The sequence below is a fragment of the Methylobacterium sp. CCH7-A2 genome (assembly GCF_001557075.1).
Taxonomy (GTDB): domain Bacteria; phylum Pseudomonadota; class Alphaproteobacteria; order Rhizobiales; family Beijerinckiaceae; genus Allobosea; species Allobosea massiliensis.
The window spans coordinates 1-16257 of the sequence record NZ_LSKN01000139.1 but is presented as its reverse complement, the minus strand read 5'-3'; the positions used below and the strand labels follow the sequence as shown (position 1 = coordinate 16257).

Genomic DNA, 16257 nt, shown 5'->3' with positions numbered 1-16257 from the left:
GCCCCCCATCCCTAACCCTTCCCCACCGCAAGCGGGGGGAAGGGGATGCGGCTTGCCCAACCGGCCGTCGCTTCAATCGCAGCGCCGGAGCAGATAGATGTCCATGATCCAGCCATGGCGCTCGCGCGCCGCGGCACGGACCCGCACGATCTCGTCCGAAACCATGGCGAGCGGGCCGGCGATCAGGATCTCGTCGGGCGTGCCGAGATAAGCGCCCCAGAAGATCTCCAAGCCCTCGGGCGCGATCTTCGCGAAGGCCTGCTCGCCGTCCAGCATGACGACGACGCCGTCCGGCGCCTGCGGCAGGCCTTCCGCCAGCTTGCGGCCGGTGGTGATCAGCACGGGTTCGCCAATGCGGTTGAGCGGGATGCGATGGCGGGCGGCGAGCGCCTGGACGCTGCTGATGCCGGGGATGACCTCCCAGTCCAGCGCCAGGCCGCCCGCGCGGACGCGCTCGACGATGCGCAGGGTGCTGTCATAGAGCGCGGGATCGCCCCAGACGAGCAGCGCCCCGGTCTGCCCCTCCGCCAGTTCCAGCCGGAACAGCGCCGCGTAGGACGCGGCGATGCGGGCGTGCCAGTCGTCGACGACGCCGCGATAATCGTCCCCCGCCTCGGCGCGGCGTGGGGTTTCCATCGTCACACTGCGCCGGGGCTTTTCGATGAAGCGCGCGCAGATCGCCTCGCGCAGATGGCGCAGCGCCGCCTTCTCCTGCCCCTTGTCGGGCAGGAAGATCACATCGGCGCGGTTCAGCGCCGCGATCGCCTGGACCGTCATCTGGTCCGGATCGCCGGCGCCGATGCCGATGATCAGCAACTTGCGCATCCGCCTCATCCTCCGTGCTCGGCCCGGCGCATAGCACGCCGCGTCGCGCGGGGCAGCGTCGGTTCCGTCACAGCGCGCGGACGATCTCCAGACGGGCGCCATGGGCCAGCGCCCGGTCGAGGCAGCGATCGGCCGGTCCGAAGAAGGAGAGCGCGAAGGCGCCCTGCCCGCGCCGGCCGAGCTGGCGCGTCAGCCCCTCGCAGGCCTCGCCGCGCGGCTGCGCCAGCGAGAGCATCTGGCGGCCGAGCCGGAATTGCGCCAGCGCGAAGCCGAGGCCGGGCGCGGCCCCGGTCGCGAGCGGCTCGAGCCCGGTGACCGCGCGATAGCGGGCGACAGACGCGGCGAGATCGCGGACGGCGACCGTGACGCCGGCGATACCGGTCACGCCATTGGCGTGGCGGCGGGCCGCGCCTTCGGGCACGCGCAGCGCGCGCGGCGTGACATCCTCGCAGAGGAAGGGGATGTCGGGTTCGGGCGGGCGGGAGGAGCGCCAGGCGATGCGGGTTCCGTCCGGCTGCAGGCGCTCGCCGTCGATCGGCCCCTCGATCGCGATGCCGGCATCGCGGATTCGGGCGGTGTCCTTGTCGAGGTCGTCCGCCGGCAGCAGGGCGTAATCAACCAGGCCACTGCCCGCCTCGTCCAGCACCCGCCACCAGCGGAAGCCGGGCACGGGACGGGCGAAGGCGATGATTTCGAGATAGGCGCCGTCGGCCAGGACGATCAGCGCGTTGCGCGAGCCGCGCGGATGCTCGCCGCCGGGAAGGACAGTAAAACCCAGCGCCGTGTAGTCGGCGACCGCCTTGTCGAGATCGGTGACGGCGATGACGATGTGGTCGATGCTCTGGCGCATGAGGCTCCCCTGACAAGGCCCGATCCGTCATGGGTCGGCCGGAAAGCCCGCCACGACAAGCCCGGCCGGCGCATCGCGCCACTGTTCCGGGATGGCTTGACGCCCGCATCCCCAAGAAAATCGGCGTGGCGAGCGCTAGGGCGTCGCTGTGGCGAAATCTCGGATTGATACGATTCGTTAAGAGTAGCTAAGTTGAGCGATTGATTCGTGTCGGCGTTCCCCAAGCTCCACAGGCGCACTCTTCGAGGCCACCACTTGACCGCGCTCCCTCTCGCCGACTCGCAGGACTGGCTGGGCACGCCGGCGCGCGTGGCGGCGGCCGGCGGAGTGGCCGACGATGAGGCCGCCTCGGCCCGGCGGCTGGTCGCAGCCCAGCAGAGTTTCCTCGAATTGCGGCTCGAAGCGGCTCTGGGCCGGCTTGCGGCCATGGAGACGCTGATCGAGGCGGAGCGGCTGCATCTGCGGCAGGCGCGGGCGGCGCTCGCCGCCACCGAGCGCGCCCTCGAACAGCAGCGGGACGCGACCGCGCAATCCGACCGCCAGAGGCAGGCGGCGGCCGCCGAGATCGGGCGGCTGAAGGAGGCCCTGCACGAGGCGTCGATCGAGAAGGCCAGACAGGCGAGCCGGATCGCGGCGCTCGATGCCGCCCTTGCCGATCGCCTGGCGGAAATCGCCCGGCTCGACGGGGCCGGCGCCACCGCCGAAAGCGAACTTCGCGCCGCCCGGGCGCAGCATGCCTGGGCCACCGACGCGCTGCAGCGTGAATGCCTTCGGCTCGAAGACACGCTGCAGGGCGAGCGCCGCGACAAGCTGCTGCTCCAGCGCGCGCTGGATCTCGCCCGCGCCAACCGCCGGGCACTGCAGGACCAGCTGCTCGCGGCCTCTTCGCTTCCCTGCACGATCCCATTGCCGCCCGTCCGCGCCGATTTCTCTGCCCCATTCACCCTCGGAGAGGACGGGCCCATGCCGCCTGCCCTTCCGGCTCTCACGGAGCAAAGCCATGCAGCCTGCCGTTAGCGATCTCGCCACCGTCACCACCCTGCGCCAGAGCCTGCCGACCTCGGAACAGTTCCTCAACGCCTCCGACAAGATCGCCGCCTTCCCCGCGGCGGCCGTCGCGCCGGCGGAGCCCGCGCGGCCGGCAACCCCGCCCCAGCCGCAGCGGGACTGGCCCTCCGCGCTCGCCCTGATCGAGGAGACGAGCGAGGCGATCCGGATCAGCAATCTGCGCTACGCCCAGCTCGAGGAGCGGCTGCAGCAGACCATCGCGCAGGCGGCGGTGAACATGCGCGAGCTCGAGGCGCAGATCGCCACCGCCAACGAGATGCTGTGGCGGTCCGAGGAGCGGGCCCGCCAGGCCGAGGCGCGCGCGCTGGAAGCCGAAGGCTGGCTCGCCCGGCTGCACGACGCCGTCACCACCTCCTTCTCGCCGGCCAATCGCGCCCAACCGCGCGAGTGACCGTGAACCCGAACGCGCCCAGCCTCAGCCGCGCCATGCTGCGGTCTCCCGCTGGCCGGGAGACGCCGGAGCGCGGGCCTGCGCCGCCGCCGCGCCCGCTGGCACGCCGCCTGACCGGCCGGCCGCACCCGCAGGACACGCTGGCGCTGGTCGAAGGAGCGGGCGCCGCCTTCGAATCGATGCAGCTGCAATTGCTCGACATTCTGCACAAGGCGCGCGGCTCGCTCGAGGACGCCGAGCGCGAGAAGGTCAAGCTGCAGCAGCAGATCGCGGCGCTCGCGCAGGAGAAGGACGAACTCAGCCAGCGCGCCCAGAAGGCGGAAGCGACACTGAGCCGCGCCAACGAGGTTCTGCAGACGCAACAGGGGGTGCTGGAGAAGGCGCTGCTGCGCGAACGCGAGGCGGTGCAGCGGGCCTATATGCTCGAGCTCAGGCTGCGACAGGCCGGGGGTGTGCCGCGGGCCGGCTGACGGCCGCGTTCGCGCCAAAGAAGTTGTTTGCAACTCGCAGGGACAGCCACTGCGATGTTGCCTTGCGGCCCGGCCCGTCCTCTGCTGGCGTAGCGCCTTGAACTGCAGCCCGGAAAGCGCCATCGCCGGGCCTTTTGAAGGCGGCGTGCCCTGCGTCGAGAAGGGCAAGGTGGGTGGGGTGGCTTCGATGATCGGTGCAAGTCTGAGGCGTCTCATCGGGGGGCGGAGCGAGGCGCAGGAGCCGCCGCCGGCTCCCGCCTTCCCCGTGCCCGAGACCGCCGCCAACGAGCCGGGCGATCCGATCGCGCCCCTCGCACCGCCGCCGCCGAAGCCCGGCAGCTCGCATGAGGTCGGCCAACTGATGACCGCCATCAGCGAGCAGTCCAACGAACTCCAGGCCGAATTCGCCAAGATCTCGAACTGGTCGGTCCAGCTCGACCTGCTGATGACGCGCACCGCGACGATGCAGCAGATCCTGCCCAAGTTCATCCAGACCTCGCAGGATCAGGCCGCGCAGATCGAGGAGCTGAGCAGCGTCTGCACCCGCCAGGAGCGCGAGATCGCCGGGCTGCAGAGCGAGATCGGCCATTATCGGCCGCTGGCGATGCGCTACGAGGAGGAGCTGCATCGCAGCCGCGCCGCGCTCGACCACAACCAGGCGGCACTCGCCGCGCTGGAAGCCGAGCACGCCAAGCTGCAGAGCGAGGTGAACGCGCTGATGCAGCGGCTCTCGCGGGCTGATTCGCGCATCCAGCGCCTCTCCGAGGAGCGCCAGGTCGTCGACCAGAAGCTGCTCGAGAAATCCGCCGCGGCGCAGAACCTGGCGCGCGAGGTGGCGATGCTGCGCTCCGACCTCGTCGCCGCCACCGGCGAGAACAGCCGCCTGCAGCGGGACATCGCGGCGCTGGCGGAGAAGATGAGCGGCGAGCGCGAGGCCGCCAATGAGGCCGCCGGCCAGGCGCAGACGCGCATCGCCACGGCGCTGCAGACGATCAAGGAGCTGGAGGCCCAGGCCGCGGCGGCCGCCGAGCGCGAACGCCGGCTGGTCGAGGATCTCGGCCAGCGCGACAAGACCGTCTACGATCTCGAGATCAAGCTCTCGGCCCTGCAGTCCAAAGCCGATTTCCTGACCGGGGTGAACCAGCAGCTGCGCACCGATCTGCGCCACCACATCGACCATGTCGGCACGCTGGAGCACTCCAACCGCCAGCTGATCGAGGCGATGTCGCGCCACCGGCTCGCCACCGGCGCCGAGGAGGCCGAGGACGGCGAGCCGCCGGCCCGCCGCGCCGCGGGCGAGTAGCCCGTTCCGCCCCGGCCGGTCAGGCCGCCGCGAAGGCCCGCGCGATGACGGCCTGCGCCTCCTCCTGGATGCGGGCGAGATGGCCGGCGTCGCGGAAGCTCTCAGCGTAGATCTTGTAGACCTCCTCCGTGCCCGAGGGGCGGGCGCAGAACCAGCCCTCGCCCGTGACGACCTTGACGCCGCCGATCGCCGCGCCATTGCCCGGCGCCGCGTTGAGGACGGCGGTGATGGGTTCGCCGGCGAGCGTGTCGGTGCCGAGCTGGGCCTGCGACAGGTTCTTCAGCACCGCCTTCTGCTCGCGTGTCGCGGGCGCGTCGGTGCGGGCATAGAGCGGCTCGCCCAGATCCTTCGTGATCGCGGCATAGCGCTCGCCGGGGTCGGAGCCCGTCTTCGCGGTGATCTCCGCGGCGAGCAGGCCGAGGATCAGCCCGTCCTTATCCGTGCTCCAGCTCGTGCCGTCGAGGCGCAGGAAGGAGGCGCCGGCGCTCTCCTCGCCGCCGAAGCCGAAGCTGCCGTCGGAGAGGCCCTCGACGAACCATTTGAAGCCGACCGGCACCTCGACCAGACGCCGGCCGAGCCGCGCCGCGACGCGGTCGATGACGGCGCTGCTGACGATGGTCTTGCCGATGGCGGCGTCCGCCCGCCAGCCGGCGCGGTTGCGGAAGAGATAGTCGATCGCCACCGCGAGATAATGGTTCGGGTTCATCAGCCCGCCGCTGCGGCTGACGATGCCGTGGCGGTCGGCGTCGGTGTCGTTGGCGAAGGCGACGTCGAAGCGGTCCTTCATCGCAATCAGCCCGGTCATCGCATAGGGCGAAGAGCAGTCCATACGGATCTTGCCGTCCCAATCCGCCGGCATGAAGGCGAAGGTCGGGTCGAGCGTCTGGTCCAAGATGGTCGCGTTCAGGCGGTAGCGCTCGATGATCGGGGCGTAATAGTCGAGGCCCGCCCCGCCGAGCGGATCGATGCCGATGGCGACGCCGGCGCTGCGGATCGCCTCCATGTCGAGGACACTGCCGAGCTCGGCGACATAGGCCTCGCGGAAGCCATGGCGGCGGACATGGTCGGAGGCGAGCGCCCGCGCATAGGGGATGCGCGAGACGCCATCGAGCCCGGCCTCGATCAGCGCATTGGCCTTGCGCTCGATCCAGCCGGTGGCGTCGGTGTCGGCCGGGCCGCCATGGGGCGGGTTGTACTTGAAGCCGCCATCGGCCGGCGGGTTGTGCGAGGGCGAGATCACCACGCCGTCGGCCAGACCGGTCTTGCGCCCGCGGTTATGGCCGATGATGGCGTGCGAGATCACCGGCGTCGGCGTGAAGCGCAGATCCTCATCGACCAGCGTGGTCACGCCATTGGCGGCGAAGACCTCCAGCGCGGTCTCGAAGGCCGGGCGCGACAGGGCATGGGTGTCGATGCCGAGGAAGAGCGGGCCGTCGATGCCCTGCTCCCGCCGATAGAGGCAGATCGCCTGGGAGATGGCGAGGATATGGGCCTCGTTGAAGGAGCGCAGCAGCGAGGAGCCGCGATGGCCCGAGGTGCCGAAGGCGACGCGCTGGGCCGGATCGGCCGGATTGGGCCGCTCGAAATAGGCCTGGCCGAGCCGGGCGAGATCGACCAGAAGGCTGGGGTCGAGCGGCTTGCCCGCGAGCGGGCTGATCGTGGACGACATCGGGATTCCTCAGCGAAGGGTCTGCGCCGGTTCTAGGACGAGCGGTCTTAGGACGCGAGAGTGAAGCATCCGTTCCCGGCCGGGCAAAGTTGGGGCAGCCGCGAGCGCCCGTCGCCCGCGCGGCGCGGGCCGCTTGATCGGGATCAATGCGGCGGCGGCGGCGTTTGACGATCACAGCCCTGCAGGTCCCCGGGGGCTCCGGTCCCGGGGCAACGGGCCAGACCCAGCCGAGGATTCGTCAATGCAACTCCCCCATGGTGCCGTGATCGCCGTCGTCGACGGCCAGCAGTTCGCGCTCTTCCGCAACAGCGGCAACGAGGCCGAGCCGGCGCTGGCCGCCCTGCCCTCGCCCCATCTCGACGAGCACAACAGGGCCGGCGGCGGCGGGCGCGATTCCAGCTCCGCCAACCCGACCGGGCACCAGATCGACGAGGACGCCCATGCGGCGGCGGCGACCGCCTGGCTCAACCATCAGGTCACCGGGCACAAGATCAGCCATCTCGTCGTGATCGCCTCGCCGCGAACGCTCGGCGAGATGCGGCGCCATTACCACAAGCAGCTCGAGGCCGCGCTGGTCGCCGAACTGCCCAAGAACCTGATCGGCAAGAGCGGGCCGGAGCTTCTCGGCGCGCTGCGCGGGCATTAGCCCTCGCGGGCGGTCCCACTCCCTCGGAAACAGGCCGTCATTCCGGGGCGGGCCGTCAGGCCCGAGCCCGGAACCCATGAACACCACGGCAGATTATGGGGGAACCCCGTTGCCCTTGGGCCGCTCCGGTGTTCATGGATTCCGGGCTCTTCGCTGCGCGAAGCCCCGGAATGACCGGCTGGTTGCAACACAACGCGACCCTCTTCAGTCGCGGGTCAGCCCCGCCCCCTGCATCGCCGCCTCGACCTCGTCGCGGCCGATGCGACCCTGTGCATCGAGCCGCGCCGCGATCGCCGCATGGGCGGCGCGCACCGCCGGCCGATAGAGGATCGCGGTCGCGGCCCTTTCGCAGCGGGCCCGCAGCGGCTCCGCCTGCTCCGGCTGCAGCAAGGCGAGAAAGGGCTGCATCTGGGCGAGGTCGTCGGCATGGGATTCGATCGCGCCCGGATACCATTTCAATCCCGCCGGCTCGTTCCAGTAGAGCATCTCGCCGCAATGGCCGGCGGCGAGGATGGTGATCTCGATCTCGGCGCGCTTTCGGTCCTGCGCGCTCCTGGCATCGAAGCCCCGGCGATAGGGCTCGAAACAGGTCTCGCCGGAGACGCCCTGCGGCGGGCGCAGCCAGGCATGGGTGATGGCGCGGCCATGATGCCAGCCGACGACGATGTGCCCCGCCTCGTGGGCGGCGCAGGCGGCGCGGCGGATCGCGGGGGGAATGGCGGCGAGCTTCGGCATCCTGGCCGGTGGCGGCGCCTCAGAGCCGCGCGTGGCCGGCCGGGGTGATCGTGACCGTGCCGTTCGGCCCGTCCTCGAACCAGCCCAGCGCCTTGCCGTGCTCATAGCTCGCCATCACCGCCTTGGTGTCCCATCCATTCATCGCCGCGATCGAGAGCAGATTGCCGGCGGCGAGCCATTCGCCGGGCTCGGTCTCGAAATGGGCGAAGACGTCGAGCGCCAGCCGGGCCGTTTCCGCATCGCTCGCCGCCATCGCATCGCTCTCCCGCGCGTCTCCGTGACAGGATGTCCGCGCCGCGGCGCGCAGGCAAGCCTGCAAGGGGACGTGGCGCGACGTCGTGGCGGGCGCCGGCCGGGCAGCGCCCGTGCTAGGCTGCCGCGGAGCGAAGCGCTGCCGGCCGGCGGGCGCGCCCCTCCGATGCGGACCAGGTCATGGGAACGTTCAAGATGCTGGCGCTCGGGGGGCTTGGGCTCGTCGCCGCGCTGGCGGCGGTCGCGATCGGGATCTGGATCTATGTGATGAGCACGATCGAGCAGCCGACATACGTGTCGGTCCGGCAGGACGGGGCCATCGAGATCCGCGACTATCCGGCGCTGCGCGTGGCGGAGGTGACGCGGCAGGGCGACCGGCAGACGGCGGTGCGCGCCGGCTTCGCGCCGCTCGCGGCCTATATCTTCGCGAAGAACCGGCCCGGCGACAGCATCAGCATGACCGCCCCGGTGACGCAGACGCCGGCGCAACCCGCGGCGCAGAGCTGGCTGGTGCGCTTCGTGATGCCGTCGAAATACACGCTCGAGACCTTGCCGAAGGCGGCGGGCGAGGATGTGCGCCTGCTGGAGCTGCCGGCGGCGCGGCGCGCCGCGATCCGCTTCTCCGGCGTCGCCACCGACGCGCTGATCGCGGAGAAGGAGGCGGAGCTGCGGGCCTGGCTGGCGAAAGCGGGGATCGCGATCCGGGGCGAGGCGACCTATGCCTATTACAACGACCCCTGGACGCCCGGCCCGCTGCGGCGCAACGAGGTGCTGTTCGAGGTCGAGGGGCCGTAGGGCCAGAACAGCCAGAACGGTCCTCCTCGCAGGCAGACGCACAGACAGCATGGCCTCACGGCCGTTGGACGGGCCGCGGTCACCCGGGCGACGCGCCAGGGGGCTCCCGCTCGCGGTTGGGGTCCGCGCCCGACACGACCAGCCGGCGCAGTTCATCGGCGACGACGTCGTAGACCAGACGGATGCGGCGACTGGTCTGCAGCTCTCGATGTGTCACCAGCCAGAGCGGCACCGGGACGCGCGACAGCTCCGGCAAGAGCTTTCTCAGCCCCGGCATGCGCGCCGCCGCGATGTCGAGGACGACGCCGACGCCGATCCCCCGATGGGTCATCTCCCAGAGCGCCGACGCGCTGTTCGACACCACGGAGCACTGCTCCGGCCCGAGCCGGATCCCCTGGAGCTCCATGTGGCCGACGAACTGCTCGACCGGGTCGAAGGCCAGGACTGTCGCGCCGACCAGATCGGCGGCCGCCCGCGGCAAGCCGTGACGCGCGATCCACGCGTCTGAGGCATAAAGATGCGCGGCCAGTTCCCCGATCAGACGGCCGATCAGTTCCGGCTCCGTGGGGCGGACATGGCGGATGGCGATGTCGGCCTCGCGTCGCCTGAGATCGCTGAGCGCATCGGTCGCGATGACCACGACGGTAACCTGGGGCACCTCCTCGCGCAGGCGCTCGACGATGCCGGGCATGACATGCGTCGCGACCGCATCCGTGACCGACAGGCGGACGAGGCCCGCCAGCTCGGATGCCTGGCCCGCGGCGCCAAGTGCGAGCGCCTCCGCCGCGGCAGCCATCTGGCGGGCGTGCTCCAGCATGCCGGCCCCTCCAGCCGTCAGGATCAGCCTTTTCCCGACCCGCTCGAACAGGGTGACGGCGAGCTGTTCCTCAAGGGCGGCCACCTGCCGCGACAAGGTCGGCTGGCTCAGACCGAGTTGGCGCGACGCCGCGGACAAGGACCCCGCTTCGGCCGTGGCTCGAAAGGCCCGCACCCAGTTCCAATCGATGCCATCCATGCATGTATGAATATCGCATCTCTGAAATCGGTGAAATCCAAATATTGCAGCCTGTGCGATGAGAGGGGCTGATGGAGCCTGGCATGCCAACCCGACGAGAGCCTGAAGACGATCCCGATGCCGCGTTCTGGAACCGGGCGGCGCGGGCCTATTCACGAAGCGCGATCAAGGATCCCGCCGGCTATGAGCGCACCCTGTCCTCGACGCTGGATCTGCTGAGCGCCGGGGATCGGGTTCTGGAGCTAGGCTGCGGAACCGGCGAGACAGCGCTGCGGCTGGCGCCTTCGATCGGCCACATCACCGGGACGGACGTCTCGCACGAGATGATCGCCATCGCCGAGGCGCGCAAGGCCGCGGCCGCCTGCCCGAACGCGACGTTCACTGTCGCGAACGGGTGCGACCCGCCCAGGCCGGACGCGTCTTTCGACGCGGTGCTGGCCTTCAATCTCCTGCACCTGATCGCGGACCGGCCACGCCTGCTGGAGTCCGTCGCGCGGGCCCTGAAGCCGGGCGGGCTGTTCATCACCAAGACACCCTGCCTGTCCGAGATGAATGCGGTCATCCGCCTCGCCATCCCCCTGATGCAGTATATCGGCAAGGCACCGTCGCTGTCGTTCTTCACGGCCGATGAACTGACCCGCGAAGTCACCGCCGGCGGCTTCTCGATCATCGATCGCACGCGCCATGGATCGGGCCGGACGGATTTCCGCGTGTTCCTGGCCGCACGAAAGCCGGGCCCGTGAGCGCCACCCGCCCCGCGGCCCCGGCGGCCTCGCCATGGCTCCGACAGGCCGTCGGCCCGCTCGAGCGACATGTCCTGTCGCATCCCGTTCATCACACCGAGGAGGACCAACCCCGATGAAGACCATGCTGTCGGTGACGACCCTGATGCTGTGCTTGGGCGCCACGCCCATCCTGGCCCAGAGCTGCGAAGGGAATTTCCGCGTCGAGGGCACGCCGATGCTCACCGCGCTGAATTTCCGAACCTCGCAGATCTTCGCCGGCGTCAACCGGGACCGGGCCCTCGACAATCTGCGCAGCGCGATGCTCGCCGAGGGCTTCATCCGCGTCGGCGTCGACCGCTCCGCTGGGGCACTGACGGCCTTTCAGGAGACCTCCGGGTCTGGCCGCCCCCAGACCCTTCGCGTGTCGGCACGCAAGACGGGCAACGGCACGCGGGTGGACGCGGTCTTCATGATCCAGGCCGGCCAACTGGCCGATGCCGCAACCATTCGCGGCTATCTCTGCAGGGTCGTCTCGGCGGCGCGCGGCTGAGGCTTTCCATCCCGAGCGCCGCGCGACCGTCCAGGCCACGAGCGCGGCGCGCCTCGGGCAGCCCCCGCCCCGTCGCAATTCCCTCGTTGCCCCGCGCCGCGCGATCGGCTATCCACCATGCACGGATTGCGCCCGTAGCTCAGCTGGATAGAGCGTTGCCCTCCGAAGGCAAAGGTCACACGTTCGAATCGTGTCGGGCGCGCCACTTCGGTATAGATCTGCGAACTCCCTGCACGTTGGCCGGGCCGTCCTTGACGGCTTGGGCCAGCACGTGGGTGTTACCGACGAGACGGACGATACCGTCATCCACCTCCACGCGATCAAGCACGGCGCGGAGATAGCCCTTCCGAAACGGGATCGGTCCGTTTGCGATGTTTTCCGAGACGAGTTGGCCGAATCGCATCAGCACCTCATGGGAAAATGCCTCCTGCCCTGATCGGGGCGCCTGAAGCCTTTCGAGCTCGGCTTCCACCTTGGCGATCTCGCTGCGACGCTGGGTGATACGGCTCTTGATTTCATCATCGATGAAGTCGGTGCCTTCGATCAGGTCGATCAGCCGCCGGAGCTTGTCGCGCGCTTCGGCGCCAGATTGCTGAAGACGCCGGATGCGCTGCTCGATCTCCTCGGCACGACGCGAGCGGGAATCGATGACGGCTGACAGCACGTCGGCGAGCCGTTCCGGCTGAAGAAGGTTTTTCTTGAGAGCGTCGACGACGAGGCCATCGAGCCGGTCCATGCGGATCGACCGCCCTTTGCACGCGGTCTTGCCCTGCCGGGCGCTGGCGGAGCAGGTGTAGTACTTGTAGACCCTGCCCTGACCACCGGTGCCTGTCCGCAGCGTCATCGCAGCTCCGCAGCTGCAGGAGGCGAGACCCGTCAGCAGGATCGGCCCGGTGACCACGCGTGGGGCGACGACCTTAGGGCTGCGGGTCGGCAGAGCCTGCTGGACCCACTCGAATAAGGTTGCGTCGACGATCGGCTCGACCTCGCCATGAATGTGCTGGTCTGCCGGCTTCTGGCGGAGTGTCCGCGAGCAGCGGCGATTGAAGGTCGTCTCGCCGATGTAGGCCCTGTTGGTCAGGATCGTGTGGACGGCAGCGACGCCGAACAGGCCACCCCGCTTGGTTCGGTAGCCGTGCCCGTTCAGCCAGGTCGCGATCGCCTTGACGCCCATCGGCCCGCTGGTGCCGTCCCCATCACGGTACAGGAGGAAGATCCGTCGAACCAGCTCGGCCTCAACGGGATCGATGACAAGGATCTTCTTGTCGCGGTTGCCGTGCCGGGCGACCACCGTGGTCGTGAAGCCGAGCGCTACGGGGGAACCGTTGTAGAAGCCCTGGCGCGCATTCTCCTGCATCGCCCGGCGGACGTGCTTTCCGTTTTCGCGCGACTGGTGCTCGTCGAACATGGCGATCAGCTGACGCATCATGGCGTCGGCCGGTTCGTCGCCGAGTTCCTGCGTGATCGAGACCAGCTTCACCCCGGCCTTCTCGAGCCGCCGACGATAAAGTTCGAGGTTGAAGGAATCCCGGAAAAACCGGGAGTAGGAATGGACCAGAACGGCGTCGAAGGGATGGTCGTCGTCGAGCGCCCTCTCGATCAAGGCCTGGAACTGAGGCCGGTTGTCATCGGTCGCCGACAGTCCGGGATCGACATAGGTCGCAACGAGCTCCCAGCCCTTGGCGGCGACATAGTCGGCAATCTGACGATTCTGATCGGGGATGGACAGATCGCTATCGGCCTGCCGACCGGTCGAGACGCGGCAATAGGAGCACACACGCAATGGGCCGGTCGAGACGGTCTGGTGGGCTGCTGATCGCTTCTTCGCCGCCATGGTCTCCGACCTTCCATCCATCAGCCATTGCCACGCAGCAGGGCGTCGATTTCATCACCCAGATAGTGGCTCAGCAACTCGATTTCCCGGGGCGTCACCGGCAAGCTCTCGAAATTCGTTTCCACTTGGAGATAGGCTTCCTCGCGCCCTCTTCTCGATGACCTCGACCGAAGCGGCGCACCGCCCCCGGCCAACTGGCCGGAGGCGACGGGAACGCGTTTCGGTTTGGGCCTTCGGGCCATGACAGCCTCCGGTCGGGAGGCTGTCCAAGTTCACCACGTCGCAGGCGGCGACTAGGGGGAGAGTTTCCGATGGGCTATGTCAGCAGGATCGGCAGCTCTGCGATTTCGCTCGGCGACAGGCGCCGTGGCTTCTTGAACTGCGTCGGCGAGCCGGCGATTTTCTGCCGCAGTGTTGGCAGCTGTCTGGACGTGAAGTGTTTCCCGGGCTTGTCCGACGGACTGATGATCTGCGCGCATCGATCACGCATGGCGTCTCGACACAGAAGGTTCAATTCGGAAATTGGTGGGAGGGACCCGACCTTCCCAGTCGTTGCCATCGCCAGGATCTGGTCGAACAGCCCCCATGCCGGTGCGATCTCCGGATTGGACGCGACGGAGCGGATATCCTCGACCTGAAACAGCTCCTGGGCCATCAGGCACGTGACGACCATCCGCCCCGTGCGGACCAGATCCCCCAACGCGATGATCCACTGATAGAGAAGAGTATTACGCGCATCGTCGCGCCAGATCTTAGCCGGGTTGATCCGCCCGTGAAGAGCCAGCAAAGCGCGCTGATGGGCGTCTACGGCATATTCGTTGGTATGTGCTTCGGTAAGCTTACCCTCGACTGCAGTCTGGAAGAAAATGGGCCAGTGACAGCTTTCTCGCGCATTAGGTGTGTTGACCTCCAGCACCCGACGCAGATTTCCTCTCTGAATTTTTACTATTTCATGAACCTTGAACGCGACCCTCGCAAGTTCGGTACAATGGTCGATCGGTTTTTGCGCCATGGCGCCCTGCCATTGCTTGCCGACTTCCAGCAATCGGTCATCGATCGGAGCGGCGAAGAATGGGCAGGCACCGGCTTCGATGTGGGATCGGTCTTTCAGCCAGCTTTCCAGGTTAGGCGGTCCACCTGGCCATCTTTTGACACCGGCCGCTACAAGCACCGCTTTTCCGGCATGTCCATCGAACTTCAGAATTCCGGCGATGATGCGCTTGATATAGAGGATCGTGAGGACTTCGTAGAGGCTCTTGGCAGGTCCCCTCTTGCTGAAGCGATCTGGTTTGGCGCGAAACAACACATCGAGATCGTCCTGATCTTTTTCATGCAAGGTCACGTTGCGCCCAAGGAAGGTCGTACGCACATTGATGTCGGCCACCACTCGGCCTTTTTCTGCAGCGGCAGCGGTCGCGGCGAAGGCAACCAACGACGATTGATACCGATGCTTTCGCAACTCCATCTCGGCTAAAAATTCACGATGAGCTCTGCTGAGCACGGCTCCCGGTGCAGTCGTCTCGCTCTCCATCCGAGGAGGCATTGTACGCTGAAGGCCCGGCCAACCGGCCGGGGTAATGGGCGACTCGTCGATGATCGACCTTCCGAATTTGAGCGCCTTTTCGTACGGGATGATGAAGCATCGCAGTGATCTTGCTCCTGCGGCCTTCGCCGCGACCAGCCGCTCGACACCGTCGATGAGTTCCCGCCCTTTGCCCCCTTCGACCAATAGACAAGGCTGATACAGTAGTGAAGCGTAAAGCGGTTGCCCGCTCGTCAGCGTGCGCGAAAGCAGCTTGTATTGCCGTATCGACGGCACATGTTTCTCAATTTCTTTGATCGGCACGTCTTCGAGCCGAAGCTCCGGAAGGATTTCGCCCGAACACACCTGCTCGTTGCAGGCGCTCGCTATGTCGTAGATATTCACAAAGTGCTCGCCAAGGTAGCGGGCCTCACCATACCTGGCTGAAGCAAGATCGGAGGCGCTGAAGTAGGCGCGCGGATAGGGGTTGCGGGGATCGTAACGCATGGGAGCGCTCGCTAGTCAGCCGAATCAGATCAGGTCGATGCGAAAATGTCTCATCGACCTGATCCAATTCCCATGTTCTTTTTCTGTTCTTTAAGCTGATGGTTAACTTGTCGTAGCCTGCAGGGCTGTGGCCGCAGTACGGGAGCGCCGGCTACTTGATGGCATTGCCCTGCTGATAGAGTTCGAGCTCGACCGCGACGACGCCGTCGGTATCTCCGACGATGTAGTCCTCAGTGGTGAGGAGCCCGCAGTCGGTGTCGATCATGGCGGCGTGGGCCGAGCCGCCGTCGGCCGGCAGCATCCTCGGCGTCGCGCCGAAGGCCCGGATGGGGAGGCGCTCGCTCTCGAGAGCGGAGACGTGAGCGACGAGCCCGAGAACGACCACTGCGCGGGCGCCACCGGCTCGCGCGCTCGCCGCTTCCTGACGGCCGAAGACCGCGGTGCGGCCGAGATGGGTCGCATCGATCACCACGACCCGATCCTTCGACCCGGTCTTAAGCATGGAGTTGAGATCGCTGCGTCCGTCACGGACGATGATGGGCAGCGCCAGCCCTTCGAACTCGTCCGATTTGCTGTAGCTGATCGTGAGCGGCAGGACCCGGGCGTAGAGCCCATGGGTCTTGCAGACGTTGAAGCATTTGAACTGGGTCACGGTGTGCCTCCGGATGTTGCGCCCGCAGGTGCTCGCCGGGGATCGGCAAGGCTCCTGCGGGCGGAGGCTCTCGAGTAATGGCACTTTCGGCGTTCCCGATAGGGGGAAAGTTTCCGACGAGGTCGGGATCCCGGAGCCGGCAGGTCTGGCAGCTCGTCGATCCTCGGCCTCGGGCGATCGACGATCGTTGAGTCTTCAGAAGGCCCTTTCCTTCTCGATGCCCTGCCCGCGCGACACAAAGCTCACATTCGCGACGGCAGCCCCGAGCGTGACGTGCCGATGGATGATGACCTCGATGATCCTGATCAGGCGATCGACATCGTCGGTCTTCGGCCGGAAGAAGTAGATCTCGTTTGCGACCGAGCGCCGCCAGGTCGCGTTGAATCCGTAGGCCGAGTAGCGCCGCAGCGTCCGGCGATCGATGTCGGCCATGTTGCAATGGGCGATG

General features: G+C 67.8%; 19 protein-coding genes and 1 tRNA gene. 9 read left to right on the top strand and 11 right to left on the bottom strand.

The features are described 5' to 3' along the window. Positions 1-72: 72 nt before the first annotated feature. Both cobF and AX750_RS12445 read right to left on the bottom strand, forming a co-directional pair. Positions 73-825 carry a precorrin-6A synthase (deacetylating) gene (gene cobF / locus AX750_RS12450; protein WP_066721213.1) on the bottom strand — a complete coding sequence of 251 codons (753 nt, stop codon included), beginning with the start codon at positions 823-825 and terminating at the stop codon, positions 73-75. Between the two features lie 67 nt (positions 826-892). Then, positions 893-1675 carry a VOC family protein gene (locus AX750_RS12445; protein WP_066734078.1) on the bottom strand — a complete coding sequence of 261 codons (783 nt, stop codon included), beginning with the start codon at positions 1673-1675 and terminating at the stop codon, positions 893-895. A gap of 255 nt (positions 1676-1930) precedes the next feature. Here AX750_RS12445 and AX750_RS12440 point away from each other — a divergent pair, with 255 nt between their 5' ends. The 4 genes from AX750_RS12440 (at position 1931) to AX750_RS12425 (ending at position 4907) form a co-directional block, all read left to right on the top strand. Further along, a complete protein-coding gene (locus AX750_RS12440) occupies positions 1931-2692 on the top strand; it encodes a hypothetical protein (RefSeq protein WP_066717978.1) in 762 nt (253 codons plus the stop codon). Next, a complete protein-coding gene (locus tag AX750_RS12435; RefSeq protein WP_066717975.1) occupies positions 2676-3134 on the top strand; it encodes a hypothetical protein in 459 nt (152 codons plus the stop codon). The genes AX750_RS12440 and AX750_RS12435 overlap by 17 nt, the downstream gene beginning before the upstream one ends. Before the next feature lie 2 nt (positions 3135-3136). After that, on the top strand, positions 3137-3604 hold the full coding sequence (locus tag AX750_RS12430; protein ID WP_067254326.1) for a hypothetical protein: 468 nt from the start codon (positions 3137-3139) through the stop codon (positions 3602-3604). 97 nt (positions 3605-3701) lie between these two features. Beyond that, positions 3702-4907: a hypothetical protein gene (locus tag AX750_RS12425; protein WP_156446441.1), complete on the top strand. Its 1206-nt coding sequence runs from the start codon at positions 3702-3704 to the stop codon at positions 4905-4907. A gap of 19 nt (positions 4908-4926) precedes the next feature. Here AX750_RS12425 and pgm read toward each other — a convergent pair whose 3' ends face one another. Continuing rightward, complete coding sequence (pgm, locus tag AX750_RS12420) at positions 4927-6576, bottom strand: phosphoglucomutase (alpha-D-glucose-1,6-bisphosphate-dependent) (RefSeq protein ID WP_066717965.1); 1650 nt, start codon at positions 6574-6576, stop codon at positions 4927-4929. Between the two features lie 241 nt (positions 6577-6817). On the opposite strand from pgm, the gene AX750_RS12415 reads away from it, so the two are divergent. Further along, positions 6818-7222 carry a host attachment protein gene (locus AX750_RS12415; protein ID WP_066717957.1) on the top strand — a complete coding sequence of 135 codons (405 nt, stop codon included), beginning with the start codon at positions 6818-6820 and terminating at the stop codon, positions 7220-7222. 204 nt (positions 7223-7426) lie between these two features. On the opposite strand, the gene AX750_RS12410 is transcribed toward AX750_RS12415, so the two are convergent. Further along, the gene (locus AX750_RS12410; RefSeq protein ID WP_066717945.1) at positions 7427-7957 is read right to left on the bottom strand and encodes a hypothetical protein; all 531 of its coding nucleotides are present in this window, start codon (positions 7955-7957) and stop codon (positions 7427-7429) included. Positions 7958-7976: 19 nt separating this feature from the next. Further along, positions 7977-8210, bottom strand: a complete 234-nt coding sequence (locus tag AX750_RS12405) for a hypothetical protein (protein WP_066717942.1) — start codon at positions 8208-8210, stop codon at positions 7977-7979. Positions 8211-8389: 179 nt separating this feature from the next. Between AX750_RS12405 and AX750_RS12400 the strand changes: the two genes are divergently transcribed. Continuing rightward, positions 8390-9004: a heme-binding protein gene (locus tag AX750_RS12400; RefSeq protein WP_066717939.1), complete on the top strand. Its 615-nt coding sequence runs from the start codon at positions 8390-8392 to the stop codon at positions 9002-9004. Positions 9005-9083: 79 nt separating this feature from the next. Here AX750_RS12400 and AX750_RS12395 read toward each other — a convergent pair whose 3' ends face one another. Then, positions 9084-10019: a LysR family transcriptional regulator gene (locus AX750_RS12395; RefSeq protein WP_066717936.1), complete on the bottom strand. Its 936-nt coding sequence runs from the start codon at positions 10017-10019 to the stop codon at positions 9084-9086. A gap of 83 nt (positions 10020-10102) precedes the next feature. Here AX750_RS12395 and AX750_RS12390 point away from each other — a divergent pair, with 83 nt between their 5' ends. From AX750_RS12390 to AX750_RS12380, 3 genes are all read left to right on the top strand, one after another. Beyond that, complete coding sequence (locus tag AX750_RS12390) at positions 10103-10762, top strand: class I SAM-dependent methyltransferase (protein ID WP_066717984.1); 660 nt, start codon at positions 10103-10105, stop codon at positions 10760-10762. Positions 10763-10877: 115 nt separating this feature from the next. Further along, positions 10878-11294: a hypothetical protein gene (locus AX750_RS12385; protein WP_197426539.1), complete on the top strand. Its 417-nt coding sequence runs from the start codon at positions 10878-10880 to the stop codon at positions 11292-11294. A 128-nt stretch (positions 11295-11422) separates the two neighbouring features. Further along, positions 11423-11499 (top strand) — tRNA-Arg (locus AX750_RS12380). On the opposite strand, the gene AX750_RS25525 is transcribed toward AX750_RS12380, so the two are convergent. The 5 genes from AX750_RS25525 to AX750_RS26495 form a co-directional block, all read right to left on the bottom strand. Then, positions 11470-13128, bottom strand: coding sequence for a recombinase family protein (locus AX750_RS25525; RefSeq protein WP_082735014.1), 1659 nt, complete (start codon positions 13126-13128; stop codon positions 11470-11472). The genes AX750_RS12380 and AX750_RS25525 overlap by 30 nt on opposite strands. A gap of 20 nt (positions 13129-13148) precedes the next feature. Beyond that, entirely contained in the window at positions 13149-13370 is a 222-nt protein-coding gene (locus AX750_RS25995; RefSeq protein ID WP_156446439.1) for a hypothetical protein, read from the bottom strand. Between the two features lie 74 nt (positions 13371-13444). Continuing rightward, the gene (locus AX750_RS12370; RefSeq protein ID WP_067254320.1) at positions 13445-15157 is read right to left on the bottom strand and encodes a hypothetical protein; all 1713 of its coding nucleotides are present in this window, start codon (positions 15155-15157) and stop codon (positions 13445-13447) included. Between the two features lie 151 nt (positions 15158-15308). Then, on the bottom strand, positions 15309-15809 hold the full coding sequence (locus AX750_RS12365) for a hypothetical protein (protein WP_066717922.1): 501 nt from the start codon (positions 15807-15809) through the stop codon (positions 15309-15311). Positions 15810-16004: 195 nt separating this feature from the next. Next, positions 16005-16257, bottom strand: a 253-nt coding sequence (locus AX750_RS26495; protein WP_197426538.1) for a hypothetical protein, incomplete at its 5' end; no start/stop codon positions are given.